This window comes from Arthrobacter sp. UNC362MFTsu5.1 (assembly GCF_000685965.1).
Taxonomy (GTDB): Bacteria; Actinomycetota; Actinomycetes; order Actinomycetales; family Micrococcaceae; genus Arthrobacter.
Window position 1 is genome coordinate 74,778 of sequence record NZ_JMLE01000006.1, and the last position, 15,394, is coordinate 90,171.

The window sequence follows — 15,394 nt, forward strand, 5'->3', positions numbered from 1 at the left end:
CGGACACGCTGGGTGGACGCCCCATCTAGAACCCGATCTGCGCCGCCACCTGCAGCAGCAGGTCCTCGGATCCCGTAGGCCCCACCAGTTGGATCCCCATGGGCAGGCCGGCCCCGGCTGAGCCGCCGGTCCAGTGCACGGGAATGCTGATCGCGGGCAGCCCGCACACATTCACCATGCTGGACCACGGCGCGTATTCGCATTGTTTCCGGTAGTCGCCGTCGGCGTCGCCGGCCCATTCCGAGGCCGGCCAGTAACCGTCGCCGTGGGAGGCGCCCGTGAACCAGCCGACGGGCCGGGGCGTCTGGGCCAGCGCGGGCATCAGCATGAGGTCCCACCGGGAGTACTGGGACACGGTGTCCCGTTCAAACTGCCGCAGGAAGCCCAGCGCCTCATTCAGTTTTGACGCACTCCGCTGCTGGGCGCGCCGGCGGAAGGTGCGTGTGAGCGGGGTCAGCAACGCTTCGCGCTGCGGTGCAATCCGGGCACTTCCGACGCCGGCTGTCCACGCCGTGGTGAACGCGTCCGGGTAGCGGTTGTCGTGCCCGACGGCGGCTTCGGCCGTGGAATGGCCCGCGGCTTCGAGCAGCCGGATGCCCGCATTGAGGGCGTCCATTGCTTCCGGGTCCGGCGTAAACGGGAATATGGCCTGCCAGGGGCTGTCCAGGCTCACGCCGATCCGGAGCCGGCCCGGCGCCCGGGCCAGGGACTCGAGGTACCGGCCGTTGCCTTCCGGCACCATGGCGTCCAGCATCAGGGCGGCATCTCCGGCTGAGCGGGCCAGCGGTCCGGCCACGACGAGCCGTGCCGGGTCGCCGGTGCTTTCGCCGGCCGGGACGAGTCCGCGCCCGGGTTTCAGGCCCACCAGTCCGCAGGCGGCCGCCGGAATCCTGACGGAACCGCCGCCGTCGGACCCCGGAGCAAACGGCACAAGGCCGGCGGCCACCGCGGCGGCGCTGCCGCCCGATGATCCGCCCGAGCTGCGGCTCAGCGCATATGGATTACGCGACGGCGGCGCGATCAGGTTTTCGCTGTAGGCCGTCAGGCCGAACTCCGGAACCTGGGTCTTGCCCAGCGAGATGGCACCGGCACCCTTCAGGGCCGCCGCGAGTGCACTGTCCGCGGGAGCGGGCTTGTGGTCCAGGGCCGCGCTGCCGTGCGTGGTCACCACGCCCGCCACATCCGTCAGGTCCTTGAAGGCCACCGGTATTCCGTGCAGCAGCGGAAGCTGCCCGGGCGCCTCTGCGTGGAGGGCGTGGGCGTAGAGCGCGTCGGCGCGGGCGGCATCGTCCAGTGCCTGCTCTCCGGTCACCGTGATGAAGGCGCCGAGGCCGGGATTCCGCGCCGCTATCCGGGCCAGGAAATGCTCCGTCACTTCGCGGGCGGACAGATCGCCCGAGCGCAGCGCATCGCGGAGTCCCACCGCGGACAGCTCGTGGATGTCAGCCAAGGAAACGGGCCTCCAGCCGCTCTTCGGCGGCGGCGGGTGCCCCGCCGTCGGCCTGGCGGGTGACGCGGTACGCCGCCTTGCCGTGCACTTCGGTGACTGCGTCCACGAGGTCCGTGCCGAAGTAAACCAGCCCCGCGCCGTCGTCCGTGCAGTGCGTTTCGCCGAGGGTGCCCTCGGCCACCAGCCGGTGCACCAGCGGGCGGCGCTGGTCCTCGGAGTCGTAGTGGACGCCGTTGGCGTACGGCAGGAAGCCCAGTGCATTGGTCACGGGGCGCAGCTGCGGGCCGAACGAATCCGTGGTGCCGCCCTGGTACCAGCAGATGGACCCGGCCGAGACGCCTGCGAGGACCACGCCGGCCTCCCACACGCGCCGCAGGATTTCGTCGAGGCCGTGTGCGCGCCAGACGGCCAGCAGGTTCACCACCGACCCGCCGTTGACCCACACCACGTCCTGCTCCATGAGGTGCGCTTCAGGATCGTCGATGCTGGGCATCGTGAACAGGTTGAGGTGGCTGAAATCGAAGCCGGCGATTTTCGCGGCCTGGTCCAGCTCGGCATTGAACCAGCGCTGGTCGCCGGCGGCAGTGCCGATATGCGTCACGCGCGGCGCGCGTCCCGTGACGCCGGAAAGTTCGACGGCGTGGTGCAGCAGGGCGTTGAACTCCAGGCGTGAACGCTGGCCGGCCTTATATCCGCCGGACGTTGCCAGGATGGTTGGCTGTGGGGCTGTCATCGGCGATTCCCTCCTTTGCGGTCACCTTGAAGCGTAACGTGCTCCGGATTCGGGGTGCCTGCCTCCGGCGGCGGCTACGCTGGAGGCAGACCTTCATTTTCCGGAGAGGATTTCCATGAGCGACTTCGAAACCGTGACCGTGACCGACGTTCCCGCCGACGCCAAGATCCTTGATGTGCGGGAGGACTACGAATGGTCGGCCGGGCACGCGGAAGGTGCCCTGCACATACCGCTGGACCAGCTGCCGGGCCGGCTCGGCGAACTGGATCCGGACGAGGACCTGTACGTTATTTGCCGCACGGGCGGCCGCTCCTTCCGGGCGGCCAAGTGGCTCGTTGGACAGGGCTATACCGCCATCAACGTGGCCGGCGGAATGGACCAATGGCTCGAATCGGGCCTGCCGCTTGTGTCGGACAACGGACTCAAGCCGGTCATCCTCTAGCGCTCCTGCCAGTACCTGCGGCACCCGCAGTAGCCGCCGGGCCGCCCGCCGGGCGGCGCTTAGATTATCGAGAAGGACAGTCCATGCCCGCGTCGCCCGTCACCTACACCTTCCTCGGCCCGGAGGGGACGTTCACTGAGGCGGCGCTGATGCAGGTGCCGGGCGCCGTCGAGGCCGTCCGCATCCCCTCCTCCAATGTGAACACCGCGCTGGACAAGGTACGTGACGGGTCAGCCGATGCCGCCATGGTGCCCATCGAGAATTCCGTGGAGGGCGGTGTCACGGCAACCCTGGATGCCATCGCGTCCGGCCAGGAACTGAGGATTGTCCGCGAGGCTTTGGTTCCCATCAGCTTTGTCCTGGTGGCCCGCCCGGGGGTGGAAATCCGGGACATCCGCCGGATCTCCACCCACGGACACGCCTGGGCCCAGTGCAGGCTCTGGGTCGAAGCGAATATGCCAAATGTGGAATACATTCCCGCTTCCTCCACAGCGGCGGGGGCCATGGGGCTGCTGGACGAGGAGGGGGTCCACTACGACGCCGCCATCTGCGCCCCGATCGTGGCCACCGAGCAGCCCGGGCTGCAGGTGCTCGCAGAGAACATCGGCGACAACCCCGGGGCAGTGACACGCTTTGTCCTGGTCAGCCGGCCCGGGGCGCTGCCACACCGCACCGGAGCTGACAAGACCACGGTGGTTGTGCCCCTGCCGGAGGACCGGCCGGGTGCGCTGATGGAGATCCTGGACCAGTTCGCCACCCGCGGCGTGAACCTTAGCCGCATCGAGTCACGGCCCACCGGCCAGTACCTCGGCCACTATTTCTTCAGCATCGACGCCGACGGCCACGTGGAGGACGCCCGTGTTGCCGATGCTTTGGCCGGCTTGCACCGGATCAGCCCGGCCACTCGCTTCCTCGGCTCCTATCCGCGGGCCGACGAGCAGAGCCCGGAGGTGGAACCGCACACCTCCGACCAAGCATTCCAGGCGGCACATGAATGGGTGGCAGGGATTCTCCGAGGAGCATCGATCGCTCCCGTCCATGCCCCGCAAGGTTCGCCCACAGCTTAGGCAAATGCCCCTTGGGGTACTTCCCCGCCCGCACAGCAGTGCGTATGCTTGCCTGATCCATTGGGGAAGACCTCTACCGGAAGGAGCGGGTCATGTCAGGAACCAGCAGCGACAATGACGGCCAGGGAATGATTGTCAATCCCAAGCCGACTGCCGACAACCAGGACTGGGACGGCGACGATGCAGACAGGGCGGATCGCCTGCGCTTCGAAGAGGAGCAAGCCATGATCCGTGAACAGTCCGAAGCCCGTGCGGCGGCAAAGGCCGCAGCCGAGGCGGAGGAGAAGAAGGCCAGCGCCTGATTCCGGCGTCCCCGCAGGAAGCGTCCGTCCGGAGGCCTACTGCGGGGTGGAAGCTTCCCCTGCGGACGGTTCGCCGCCCTTGCTTTCCGTAACCCGCACCAACAGTGATCCCGGCGCCACCTGGACGGTAACGTCCGTGGCCTCGCCTGAGGGATCGCCGTCGACCTGCGTGGCCACCGGTTCCGCGCACTTGATCACGATCTTGCCGGAGCGGTAATAGCTCATCACCGGCAAGTTCCTCTTGTGCTTGAACATGATCTTTGTGTACATCGCAATCCACCCGATGGCGCTGCGCGGGCTCATCACCACCACGTCCAGCATGCCGTCGTCGATCATGGCCTGCGGGATGAAGTCGATGCCACCCGGAATCAGGCCGCAGTTGGCGAACAGCACGCTGCGGATCTTCCGGGACTGTTCCGGCTGGTCGTCCAGGGCAATGGACACCTTCTTCCGCCGCCCGGGCAGGTGCCTGACCCCGGCCTCGGTGTAGGCCAGCCAGCCGACGGCCTTCTTCAGCCCGTCGTTGGTGTCGCCGACGACCTCGGCATCCATGCCCATGCCGGCAATCACCAGGAACACATGCTCCGACGACGCGCCCGTCCGCGAGTTCCGGATGCCCATCCGCGCCGTGTCGATGTGCCGCTGGTGCCCGAAGAGCGCCGTCTGGATGCTGCCGTGGACGTCGTTGACGTCCAGGTGGATGTTCCTGGCCAGCAGGTTTCCGGTGCCGAGCGGGATGATGCCCATCGGCACGTTGGTGTGGGCCAGCTTCTCGGCCACAACGCGTACCGTGCCGTCTCCGCCGCCCACCAGGACGACGTCGGCACCGCTCTTCAATGCCGCCTCGGCCTGCGCATATCCGGGATCTTCCGCTGTTGTTTCGAAAAAGACGGGGGCTTCCCAGCCGGCCGACAGGCAGGCGCGCTGGATGAGGGCGCGGGCCTCCGCCGACTTGGCCTTGATCGGGTTCATCACCACGGCCACCTTCTGCTGCTCCAGGCCGGGATGGTACGTGTCCTCCTGGACCGCACTGCGTGTGTGCAGCGCTTTGAGCCTCCGGACACCCCACCAGCTGGAGACCGCGAAAGCCAGGGCCGCAGCAAGGATGAGGTAGAGCAGCCAATCGTTCATGGTGCTCCAACACTATCCCGCACGGACCTCCGCACGGCCCACCGCGTCATCCCGGGCGGATTCGATACTCTTGTCTGGTGATCGACGTAAAAGACCTCAGCGAAAATCCGGACAAGTTCCGTGCCAGCCAGCGCGCCCGCGGCGCCGACGAGTCCGTGGTGGATGCGATCATCTCAGCGGACGCGGCCCGCCGCGCGGCATTGATCCGCTTCGAAAACCTCCGCGCCGAGCAGAATGTCTTCGGCAAGAAGGTGGCACAGGCCAAGGGCGAGGAAAAGCAGGCCCTGCTGGCGGAGGTCAAGGTCCTGGCCGCGTCGGTCAAGGAAGCCTCGGCCGAAGCCGACGTTGCCCAGGCCCAGCAGGAAGAACTGCTCCGCGCTATTCCCAACCTGATTGTGAACGGGGTGCCCGAAGGCGGCGAGGACGACTACGTTGTGGTCAAGACCGTCGGCGAACCCCGCGAATTCCCTGATTTCGAGCCGAAAGACCACCTGGAAATCGGTGAGCTGATCGGTGCCATTGACATGGAGCGCGGAGCCAAGGTGTCCGGCTCACGCTTCTACTTCCTCCGCGGCGTCGGCGCCCGGCTGGAGATGGCTCTCCTGCAGATGGCCATGGAACAGGCCATCGATGCAGGTTTCGTCCCCATGATCACCCCCACGCTGGTCCGTCCCGAAACGATGCAGGGCACCGGATTCGACGTCAAGCACGACGCCGAGATCTACCGCCTCGCCGAAGACGACCTGTACCTGGTGGGCACCTCGGAGGTGGCCCTCGCCGGCTACCACGCGGACGAGATCCTGGACCTCTCCGCCGGCCCCATCCGTTACGCAGGCCAGAGCTCCTGCTACCGCCGCGAGGCGGGGTCGCACGGCAAGGACACCCGCGGAATCATCCGCGTCCACCAGTTCAACAAGGTGGAAATGTTCATCTACACCACGGTGGAGGAGGCAGCTGCCGAGCACGAGCGCCTGCTCGCGTGGGAAGAGGAGATGCTGGCCAAGTGCGAACTCCCGTACCGGGTGATCGACACCGCCGCCGGCGACCTCGGCAACTCTGCGGCCCGCAAATTCGACTGCGAAGCCTGGGTGCCCACACAGGGCGCCTACCGCGAACTGACGTCCACGTCCAACTGCACCACGTTCCAGGCCCGCCGCCTGAACATCCGCGAGCGGGTCCTGAACGAGGACGGCGCGCCCAAGGGCACCCGCGCCGTCGCCACCCTCAACGGCACCCTGGCCACGACGCGCTGGATCGTGGCCATCCTGGAGCACCACCAGAACGAGGACGGCTCGGTGAACGTCCCCCGGGCGCTCCAGAAGTACCTCGGCGGCCTGGAAGTGCTTCCGGTCCTGTAGTTTTCGGGTTCTCCTAAGCTTGTTCGCGTTTCCTGCCCCTCACGGGCCTGATGCGCGGACAAGCTTAGGATCTGCCGGACGGAGGCGGCGTGACCGTTCCTCCACACGTCGCTCGGGTCCACATAGCCCACCGTTTCCGGTGCTGGCTGCCGCCTGGTGCGTCATTCTGTTGGCATGGAAATCCCGCCCGGACTGATCGACTCAGCCGCCGTTCTGCGCACCCAGGGCGGCACCAATTTCATCCATCGCGAGTTCAGGGCGGGAAAGCTGGTGCGGATCCGCCGCGGCTACTACGTGCGCACCACCGATTGGATCCGCGCCCACCCGTCGCAGCGCTTCGCATGGTCGACGGCGGCGGTGGCCAGATCGGTGAAAGACGCCGTGCTCTGCGGGGAAACGGCAGCCCTTGCCATCGGCCTGCCCACGCTCAGGACCCCCGCCTGCGTTGAGCTCGCAACAACCCTGCCCGGACGCAGCGGGACACGGTGAGTTCCGGTGCACGGGGCTGATGCAGACCGCGGTGGATGTCATGGTTTCCGGCAAGCTGGGCAACGCCCTGGTGGTTGCTGACGGCGTGGCCCGAAAACTGCACGCCGGGGGCGCCCTTGCCACGGGTGCCAGCCTTCTTAGCGTGCCCGGCATTGCGGACCGCATAGCCGCCCACCCGTTTGCAGCTGCCCGGCGTCGTGCGGAACTGGCTGCCGGCCTCGCCAGTCCGCTGGCTGAGTCTGTTGGCGAGTCGTTCAGCCGTGCGGCCTTTGAGTATCTGGGCTTCGAGCAGCCCGTGCTCCAGCACGTCTTCAACGACCATGATGGCTTCATTGGCAGGAGTGACTGCTGGTGGCCGGAACAAGGTGTGGTGGGGGAATTCGACGGCAAAGGCAAGTATGTTGACGCCGCGATCCGCGGCGGGGTCACGCCGGAGGAGGCCCTCTACCTCGAAAAGCTACGCGAAGACCGGATCCGCGGCCTGGGGTACGGCTTCGTGCGCTGGAGTTGGGCGGATGTGGATAACCCTGAACGGCTGAGGCGCAAGCTCCTGGCGGCCGGGCTGCGCCCACGGAACCGGCCCTAGTCCGCGCATCAGTACCCTCAAGGGCAGGAACTGCGAACAAGGTTCGGAAAGGCCAGGATTTTGCGGCCGCACAAAGCGTCGGGTGACACGCAGGCAAACACTCACAATGTGGACAAACTGTGGGTGTTTACCACAAGTTAACATCGGCTGTGGCGTGCGTCCTAGCGGCCGTCCGGGGGCGTCTGCTGTACTAGGTGAATGACAACATTGACTGAAACCTCAGTCGCTGGCAACGATGACCAGCGAGACAACGGCACGAACAACTCACCCAAGCTCATGGTGGCCCTGGACGTGGACGGCACCCTGGTCAACCACGACGGCCACATGTCGGCCCCCGTCCGTGAAGCGGCCCAGGCTGTGGTCGCAGCGGGCCACGAGGTCATGATCGCCACCGGCCGGTCCCTCAACGCCACCCTCCCCATCATCGAGCAGATCGGTATCGAAACCGGCTACGCGGTGTGCTGCAACGGCGGCGTGACGCTCCGGCTGGATCCGGCACACCCTGAAGGCTACGAGGTCATCCGCAAGGCCACGTTTGATCCCGGCCCGGCGCTCCGTGCCCTCCGCAAGCGGCTCCCCATGGCCAAGTACGCGCTGGAGGACGAGCACGGCAACTTCCTCTCCACCGAGCGCTTCCAGGACGCGAGCTTCGGCGTGGAGGCCATCGGTGTGGATTTCCAGACCATGCTCGACGCCACCGCAGTGCGCGTGGTGGTCTTCAGCTCCGAAAACACGTCCGAGGAGTTCAACGAGGCCATCAAGCACATCGGCCTGTCCGGTGTCACGTATTCCGTCGGCTGGACTGCGTGGCTGGACATTGCCGCGGAAGGAGTCACCAAGGCCAGCGCCCTGGAACACCTCCGGGGGCACCTGAGCATCGAGTCGCACCTCACGGTGGCGATCGGCGACGGCCGCAACGACATCGAGATGCTCACATGGGCCGGCCGCGGCGTCGCCATGGGCCAAGCTCCCGACGAAGTGGTTGCCGCCGCGGACGAGGTCACCATGTCCGTCCACGACGACGGCGCCGCGCACGTTCTCCGCAGCCTGCTGTCCTAAGTAACTGCTTTCCGGGGCGTCGCCAGGTAGCGTCGCTTCTACTTCTCGTCCGGTCCCAAGTCGGGCCCGACGGCGAACGTCACTTCACGCGTCGCGCTTCCGTGCAGTTCCAGGACGGCGAGCTCGTTGGGGCCTTTGCGCACCAAAGGTCCCGGGACGTAGAGCGTGCGCTGGGGGCCGCGGCTCCAGTACCTGCCAAGGTTGAACCCGTTGATGAACGCAACACCCTTGGTCCAGCCGTCGAGGCGCAGGAACCGGTCGCCGGGGCCGTCGGCCTCGAACCTGGCAAACGACAGTGACGGGCCCGGCATACCTGCCTCAGCGCCACCCGCCGCCGGCAGTTCCTGTGCCGCATCCCGGAAGGGCCCCAAGTCGCCCATATCAACGGTCCGGATCTCCCAGTCCCGCACTTCGGTGCCGTTCAGCAGCGCCGGCCCGATCAACCCCTTGGGTTCGCCGATCCGCTCCCCGTAATTGACCCTGCCTAGGTCCTCCAGAAGGACCCGCAGGCGCCCGCCGCCGGGCAGCGTGATGGCGCGCTCGCCGAGGTCGCGGCTCAGGACGCCCACGGGAACGTCATCCAGAAAGAACTGGGCACGGTCCCGGACCTCGGCGAAGGACAGGACGCCGCTGCGGGCAATGTCCACCTCGTAGAGATAGAAGCCGCGATAGCGCCCGGTGGCCTCGGTCGTAGGCACCGGACCCGGCACGGAGGACGGGGAAGCGAGGAGGGGCGCAATGTCCAGGAGCGGCAGGGACTTCTCCACGGAAATGACCGCCGCAGGCGCCTCCTGGCGCTTTGCCGGCGCCTCATCCGGCACAGGGAAATGCTTCGCGATGACGTCCCGGAATGCAAAGTACTTGGCGGTCGGGCTGCCGTCCTCGGCGAGCGGTGCGTCGTAGTCGTAGGAGGTGATGGTCGGCTCGTAGATGCCTTTGTCGTTGGCGCCGTTGGTGAAGCCGAAGTTGGTGCCGCCGTGGAACATGTAGATGTTCACCGAAGCCCCTGCGGTCAGGAGCGCATCGAGTTCGGCGGCGGAGGCAGCGGCATCGGTGGTGTGATGGTGTGTGCCCCAGTTGTCGAACCAGCCGTTCCAGAACTCCGCGCACATGAGCGGCCCGGCGGGCTGCCGTTCGCGGAGGAATTCCAGGCGTTCCGGTCTTGTGCAGCCCGGGCAGGGAACCGTCCTCGATCATGGTGCCGAAGGGCTGGTCGCAGGTGAACAGCGGAACGTCCACGCCCTCCCGCTTCACGAGGTCCACCAGGTGCTGCAGGTAAACCTTGTCCTTGCCATAGGCGCCGTACTCGTTCTCGATCTGCAGCAGGACCACCGGCCCGCCGCGGCTGATCTGCCGCTCCACCACTATCGGCAAAAGCGCTTCGAAATAGGAGTCGACGGCGGCAAGGTAGCCGGGTTCGCTGCTGCGGACGCCGACGCCGGGGTCGGTGTAGAGCCACGCCGGCAAACCGCCGTTGTCCCACTCGGCGCAGATGTACGGGCCGGGACGGACGATCGCCTTCATGCCCTCGGCCGCCACCAGATCCAGGAAACGCCCCAGGTTCAGCCCGCCAGAGGTATCAAAAACACCAGGAGTAGGCGAATGCTCATTCCACGGCACATACGTCTCAATGGTGTTGAGTCCCATGAGCCGCGCCTTGCGGATGCGGTCCGCCCACAGGTCCGGGTGAACCCGGAAGTAGTGGATGGCTCCGGAGAGAATGTGGAAGGGGTGGTCGTTCAGGAGGAAATCCCGATCGCCGATGGCAAAGGTTTCCAAGGATGGTCCTAACAATCGTACTGCGCCCGGTGGTACTAGGCGGAGTGTAGGGCGGTGTGGAATGAGTACGAAGCGTTGCTCCAGACCACGAACAGCAGCGGTGCGGGCGCCAGCGCGACGCCGAGAACGGGCTGCAGGACGGCGGCGGAGACGATGATGCCCAGCAGGATCAGCATGGCCACGCTCAGGTACCAGCGCTGGACGGCCAGATAAACGGATGCCTTGAGGATGCTTTTCAGCCCCGCCTCGGGCAGAAGCACGACGCCGGCAATCGCCGTCACCGTGAGGCTCACCGTCACAACCGCCGCGACGACGATCAGCGGCACCAGCACGGCTGCTGCCGGCATGGCTTGGACGATGACCAGGTCCACGCCGAGGAACATCAGCACGGCCACCGCACCCACACCGAGCGGTGCGGCCTGCCGGAAACTGCGCTGGTATCCGCGAAGGAAGGCGGCAACCGGCTTGACCGCGCCGCCGTCGTCGTTCAAGGAGCGGAAGGCGGCGAAGATGCCGGCGAGCGACGGAGCCACGGTGACCGTGAGGGCCAGGAAGAACGGCCAGGCGGCCGCTGGATCGGCCACCAGCGCGAGGCACAGCACCAACGGCGCGTTGGCAGCAGCCAGCAGGACGTTCCCGGCCAGGAAGGTGTAAATGAACCCGAAGACGCTTCCGAAGGTTTCGAATCCCGGCCCCGCCCACCGGCGTGGCTGCTCCGACGCGGGCTGCTCACGCACAGCCGTCATCCTTTCATTCCGCTCGTCGCGATGCCCTGGATGAAGTAGCGCTGGCCAAGCAGGAAGATGAAGAGGATCGGGATCACGGAGATCACGGATCCGGTCATGATCATGGCGTACTCGGCGTCGAACTGGCCCACGAAGGAGCGCAGGCCCAGCTGGACGGTCCAGAGGCGGTTGCTGGTGAGGTAGATGAACGGACCCATGTAGTCGTTCCACGTGTTGACGAAGGTCAGCAGCGCCAGGCTGGCGAGGGCCGGTTTGGACAGGGGCAGGATCACCCGGGCCCAGATGCCGTACTCGCTGAGGCCGTCGATGCGGGCGGCTTCGCAGAGTTCATCCGGGATGGTCATGTAGTACTGGCGCATCAGGAACACCCCGAAGGCGCCGAACGCCTGTAACAGGATCAGGGCGTTGAAGCTGTTGGTCAGTCCCAGCTGCTGCATCATGATGTACTGCGGCACCATGTAGGCCTGCCACGGCACGGCGATGGTGCCGATGTAGCAGAGGAACAGGACATCGCGGCCCGGGAAGCGGACCTTGGAGAAGCCATAGGCCGCCAGCGAACCGGTGAGAACCTGCAGGCAGGTGATGATGACCGCGAGGTACAGGGAGTTCTGCAGGTAGCCCATCATGGGGATGCGGGTCCAGATGTCCGTGTAGTTGCTCCACACGAACTCGCTGGGGATCCACTGGATAGGGACGGTGAGGACCTGGTTGTTCTCCTTCAGCGAGGAGGAAACCATCCAGATGAACGGCATCATGAGCGCGACCACCAGCACCACGAGCGCGCCGTAGATGATGACATTGGTGGTCCGCTTCTTCCGTTCCCGGGTGGACCTCCGGTGGGTGGTATGACGGCGGTCTTCCGGGCTAATCGCGCCGCCCCTCAACGGTACTCCGCCTGTGAGATCAGGGGCCTTGAGGTCTTCGGCCATGTTGGTCATCAGCGTTCCCTCCGCTGTTGGATCTTGAATTGCAGGACGGTGACCGTCAGGACGATGAGGAACAGGACCAAGGAGATTGCCGACGAGTAGCCGAACTTCCCTTCGCCGATGCCCTCTTGGTAGATGAGCTGGGACAGAACCGTGGTGGATCGTCCGGGACCGCCGTTCGTCATGACCACGATCAGGTCGAAGACCTTGAAGCTGGATACCGTCAGCATGACCACCACGAAGAAGGTGGTGGGCCGCAACGAGGGGATCGTGACGTTCCAGAAGCGCTGCCAGGCACTGGCGCCGTCAACTTCGGCGGCTTCGTAGAGTTCCGCGGGGATGGCCTGCAGGCCGGCCAAATACAGAACCATGTAGTAGCCCATGTCGCGCCACACGCTGGTGATGATGACGGCCGGAAGGGCCCAGTCGGAGCTGGACGTCCAGCCGGGCGCCTCGGCGATGCCGACGGCGTGCAGGAACTGGTTGATGGGGCCGCTGTCAGGACTGAACAGCATGTTCCAGACGACGGCGACAGCCACCAGCGAGGTGATGTACGGGAAGAAGATGGCCACGCGGAAGAAGCCGATGCCTTTGAGCTTGCGGTTCAGCAGCATCGCCAGGACCAGGGCGAGGGCCATGGTGAGCGGGACGTGGCCGAGTGCGTAGACCACCGTGTTGCGCAGGGCCACCCAGAACGAGTCGCTGGCGAACATCCGCTGGAAGTTGGCCAGGCCCACCCACTTGGGTGCGGCGAACGAGGTCCATTCCATGAAGGAGAGGGCGAAAGCGGCCAGCACGGGAATGAGTGTGAAGGCCAGGAAGCCCAGGAAGTTCGGAAGGATGAACGTCCAGCCGATCAGCGTGTTGCGCCTGGCCTGCTTCCTGTTGCCGCGGCTGTGCGGTGTGGTCCGTGCCGGGCCGGGAGCCTGGGTGATTGTTTCTGTAGTCATGGCTACTTCAGGACTTCGTCCTTGACGCGCTTGCCCATCTCGGCGATGCCGTCGGCGACGGAGCGCTCGCCGACCATGATGAGGTCGTGCTCCTGGTTGAGGATTTTGTCCGTCGCTGCGGACTTGTCGCTCACCGGCATTTCAAGGGCTGTCTCGTCCGGCGTGAAGGCCTTCTTCGAGAGCTCGTCGGTGGGCAGGCCGTCCAGCTTGAAGTACTCCGCCGTGACGGCGTCGTTCTTCAGGGCCGGCACAACACCGATCTTGGAGATGGCCTTGGCGCCTTCCTCTCCGGCTGCCCACTCGATGAACTTCTTGGCTTCATCGGAGTGCGCTGCGTTCTTGTTCACAGCAAAGGCGGTGGGGGAACCGAACGTGGTGACCTTGCCGTTGGCGTCCTTCTGCGGCAGCGGAGCCAGGCCCCAGTTGACGTTGGTCTTGCCGTCCTTCTTGGCCTGGAGGATGCCGGCGATGTACCAGGTGCCCATGGGCATCATGGCAGCCTGGCCGGATTCAAACATGGTGCGGTAACTGGTCTTCTGGCTCTTCGCGGTGCCGAAGTCCAGGGTGGCACCGGCCTTCTGGAGGTCCAGCGCAGTGGTGTACTGGTCCTGGAAGAAGCCGTAGTCGCCGCTGACCTGGTCGCCGTCGTTCTGGGCAGCCGCGATTGCCTGGACCACCGAACGCCAGATGTGGTGGTACGTGCCGTAGACCTTCTTGCCGTCGGCGGTGCTGGTGAGCTTCTTGGCGAGTTCGGAGTACTTCTCCCACGTGAGGTCCTTGGGCTCGTCCACTCCCGCGGCCTTCAACAGGTCCTTGTTGTAATAAAGCAGCCAGAAGTCCTGCCGGTACGGAGCGGCAAAGTACTTGCCGTCCAGGTTGAAGGCGTCCAGGCCCGCAAGGTTGTCCTTGCCCACCGTGTCCACCACACTGTTGATCTCCTGCAGCTGGCCGTTGCTGGCGTATCGGGAGTAGTCGATGACGTTCTTCATGGTCAGGACGTCGGTGGTGTCGCCACCGGCCAGCATGGTGGTGACCTTCTGCGGGTAGTCGTCCGCCAGGATGTCCACGGGTTCAATATCGACGTCGGGGTGGGCCGCTTCGTAGCCGTCGAAGAGTGCCTTGAACTCCGGGGTGCCCTCGTAGTTCCAGACCGAGACCGTCAGCCGGGTCTTGCCTTCGGCTGCCTGCGGTTCCGCGGGTCCGGCGGCGCCGGCGCAGCCTGTAAGGCCGAGTCCGGCAGTTACCGCCAGTGCGATCCCGGCGAGGGTTGTGCGCTTCATTGCGTTCTCCTTAGTAGGGGTTAAAGTTTGCCGCACGCGCGGCCGTCAAGAGGTGGGGCGGGGTGGGGCCTAGGCGCTGAGGCCCAGGTCTTCGTGCATTACCTGGGCCAGAAGGTCCTTGCCGGCGAGGTACCGTTCAAGGTCGTTCAGGGCTGCATCCGACATCCTCCGCGTTTCGGTCCCGAGGGAGCCTGCGATGTGCGGGGTGATGATCACGTTGGGAAGGTCGTACAGCACGGAGTCCGCGGGCAGGGGCTCGGGTTCCGTGACGTCGAGCAGCGCGGTGATGCGTCCCGTGGCGCATTCGGCTTCGAGTGCTTTGGTGTCAAGGAGCGAACCGCGTGCGGTGTTAATGAGCGTTGCGTGGTCCTTCATGGCGCGAAGCTCCCGGGTGCTGATCATGTTGCGTGTTTCCGGCAGGGCCGGTGCGTGGATGGTGACGACGTCGGACACCGGCAGGAGTTCCTCAAGGTTCACCAGCCTGCCGCCCGCGGCGGCCACCTCGAGCGGATCGGCGTAGGGATCGCTGACCAGGCAGGTGACGTCCTGGAGTTGCTGGACCAGTTGGACCACCCTGCGGCCGATGCGTGAGAAGCCGATGACGCCCACCACGCGGCCGATGTTTCCCAGCTCGCCCCGTTCGGTGGCGTAGCGCCAGTCATCACGGGAGACGCGGGCATCGTTGGCGAGAACGTGGGCCTTCTTGCCGGCCAGGACGATCGATGCGAACGTGAATTCGGCGACGGGGATCGCGTTGGCGTCGGCGCCGTTGGTCACGAGGATGCCCCGGTCCCATAGTTCTTCGCTGACGAAGCCCCGGACCGTTCCCGCGCAGTGGAAGACGGCGCGCAGCTTGGGCATGCGCTCCAGCCGCTCTGCGTTGAGCCGCGGCACTCCCCAGCTGGTAAGAAGGATTTCAACCTCCGCCAAACGTCCTGCGAGTTCGGGTGAGTCCAGGGAATCCGTCCACGGCTGACCGCCGAGGTCGACCAGTCCTGCCAGCCGGTCCAGCCGCGTGGAATCAAACTGGTCAGCAAAGGTTCCGCTATTCATGACCAGCAGTGCCTGGGGCTTGAGCGACATTGAGGGGATCCTC

General features: G+C 65.8%; 16 protein-coding genes and 1 pseudogene. 7 read left to right on the forward strand and 10 right to left on the reverse strand.

From position 1 onward, the window contains the following. Positions 1 to 25: 25 nt before the first annotated feature. Positions 26 to 1,450, reverse strand: coding sequence for an amidase (locus BS38_RS0107850; protein ID WP_028270294.1), 1,425 nt, complete (start codon positions 1,448 to 1,450; stop codon positions 26 to 28). After that, positions 1,443 to 2,183 (reverse strand): peptidase E, encoded by a 741-nt coding sequence (locus BS38_RS0107855; RefSeq protein ID WP_028270295.1) that lies wholly within the window; start codon positions 2,181 to 2,183, stop codon positions 1,443 to 1,445. Before BS38_RS0107855 ends, BS38_RS0107850 begins: the two co-directional genes overlap by 8 nt. A 115-nt stretch (positions 2,184 to 2,298) precedes the next feature. Here BS38_RS0107855 and BS38_RS0107860 point away from each other — a divergent pair, with 115 nt between their 5' ends. The 3 genes from BS38_RS0107860 to BS38_RS0107870 all read left to right on the forward strand — a co-directional run bounded on the left by BS38_RS0107860 (position 2,299) and on the right by BS38_RS0107870 (position 3,994). Next, positions 2,299 to 2,625: a rhodanese-like domain-containing protein gene (locus BS38_RS0107860; RefSeq protein WP_028270296.1), complete on the forward strand. Its 327-nt coding sequence runs from the start codon at positions 2,299 to 2,301 to the stop codon at positions 2,623 to 2,625. Between the two features lie 83 nt (positions 2,626 to 2,708). After that, positions 2,709 to 3,692, forward strand: a complete 984-nt coding sequence (gene pheA, locus BS38_RS0107865) for a prephenate dehydratase (protein ID WP_028270297.1) — start codon at positions 2,709 to 2,711, stop codon at positions 3,690 to 3,692. A gap of 92 nt (positions 3,693 to 3,784) precedes the next feature. Next, complete coding sequence (locus tag BS38_RS0107870; protein ID WP_028270298.1) at positions 3,785 to 3,994, forward strand: hypothetical protein; 210 nt, start codon at positions 3,785 to 3,787, stop codon at positions 3,992 to 3,994. A gap of 36 nt (positions 3,995 to 4,030) precedes the next feature. On the opposite strand, the gene BS38_RS0107875 is transcribed toward BS38_RS0107870, so the two are convergent. Beyond that, on the reverse strand, positions 4,031 to 5,125 hold the full coding sequence (locus BS38_RS0107875; RefSeq protein WP_028270299.1) for a diacylglycerol/lipid kinase family protein: 1,095 nt from the start codon (positions 5,123 to 5,125) through the stop codon (positions 4,031 to 4,033). 77 nt (positions 5,126 to 5,202) lie between these two features. Here BS38_RS0107875 and serS point away from each other — a divergent pair, with 77 nt between their 5' ends. The 4 genes from serS (at position 5,203) to BS38_RS0107890 (ending at position 8,617) form a co-directional block, all read left to right on the forward strand. After that, complete coding sequence (gene serS / locus BS38_RS0107880; RefSeq protein ID WP_028270300.1) at positions 5,203 to 6,483, forward strand: serine--tRNA ligase; 1,281 nt, start codon at positions 5,203 to 5,205, stop codon at positions 6,481 to 6,483. A 174-nt stretch (positions 6,484 to 6,657) separates the two neighbouring features. Continuing rightward, positions 6,658 to 6,972 carry a hypothetical protein gene (locus BS38_RS27595; RefSeq protein WP_043438041.1) on the forward strand — a complete coding sequence of 105 codons (315 nt, stop codon included), beginning with the start codon at positions 6,658 to 6,660 and terminating at the stop codon, positions 6,970 to 6,972. 19 nt (positions 6,973 to 6,991) lie between these two features. Next, the gene (locus tag BS38_RS27600) at positions 6,992 to 7,558 is read left to right on the forward strand and encodes a hypothetical protein (protein WP_231511127.1); all 567 of its coding nucleotides are present in this window, start codon (positions 6,992 to 6,994) and stop codon (positions 7,556 to 7,558) included. Positions 7,559 to 7,756: 198 nt separating this feature from the next. Further along, positions 7,757 to 8,617, forward strand: coding sequence for a Cof-type HAD-IIB family hydrolase (locus BS38_RS0107890; protein WP_028270301.1), 861 nt, complete (start codon positions 7,757 to 7,759; stop codon positions 8,615 to 8,617). Between the two features lie 38 nt (positions 8,618 to 8,655). Here the strand turns inward: BS38_RS0107890 and BS38_RS27885 are convergent, their stop codons facing one another. The 7 genes and pseudogenes from BS38_RS27885 to BS38_RS0107920 form a co-directional block, all read right to left on the reverse strand. After that, a complete protein-coding gene (locus BS38_RS27885) occupies positions 8,656 to 8,997 on the reverse strand; it encodes a hypothetical protein (protein WP_331280046.1) in 342 nt (113 codons plus the stop codon). A gap of 66 nt (positions 8,998 to 9,063) precedes the next feature. Next, positions 9,064 to 10,411: pseudogene (locus BS38_RS24700) on the reverse strand (glycoside hydrolase family 35 protein); the annotation flags it as partial. A 20-nt stretch (positions 10,412 to 10,431) separates the two neighbouring features. Further along, positions 10,432 to 11,133, reverse strand: a complete 702-nt coding sequence (locus BS38_RS0107900) for a hypothetical protein (RefSeq protein WP_231511128.1) — start codon at positions 11,131 to 11,133, stop codon at positions 10,432 to 10,434. Positions 11,134 to 11,138: 5 nt separating this feature from the next. Further along, on the reverse strand, positions 11,139 to 12,080 hold the full coding sequence (locus tag BS38_RS0107905) for a carbohydrate ABC transporter permease (RefSeq protein WP_028270303.1): 942 nt from the start codon (positions 12,078 to 12,080) through the stop codon (positions 11,139 to 11,141). Beyond that, positions 12,080 to 13,018, reverse strand: a complete 939-nt coding sequence (locus BS38_RS0107910) for a carbohydrate ABC transporter permease (RefSeq protein WP_028270304.1) — start codon at positions 13,016 to 13,018, stop codon at positions 12,080 to 12,082. Before BS38_RS0107910 ends, BS38_RS0107905 begins: the two co-directional genes overlap by 1 nt. Before the next feature lie 2 nt (positions 13,019 to 13,020). Further along, a complete protein-coding gene (locus BS38_RS0107915; protein WP_028270305.1) occupies positions 13,021 to 14,298 on the reverse strand; it encodes an ABC transporter substrate-binding protein in 1,278 nt (425 codons plus the stop codon). 69 nt (positions 14,299 to 14,367) lie between these two features. Beyond that, on the reverse strand, positions 14,368 to 15,381 hold the full coding sequence (locus BS38_RS0107920) for a hydroxyacid dehydrogenase (protein WP_028270306.1): 1,014 nt from the start codon (positions 15,379 to 15,381) through the stop codon (positions 14,368 to 14,370). Between the last annotated feature and the right edge of the window lie 13 nt (positions 15,382 to 15,394).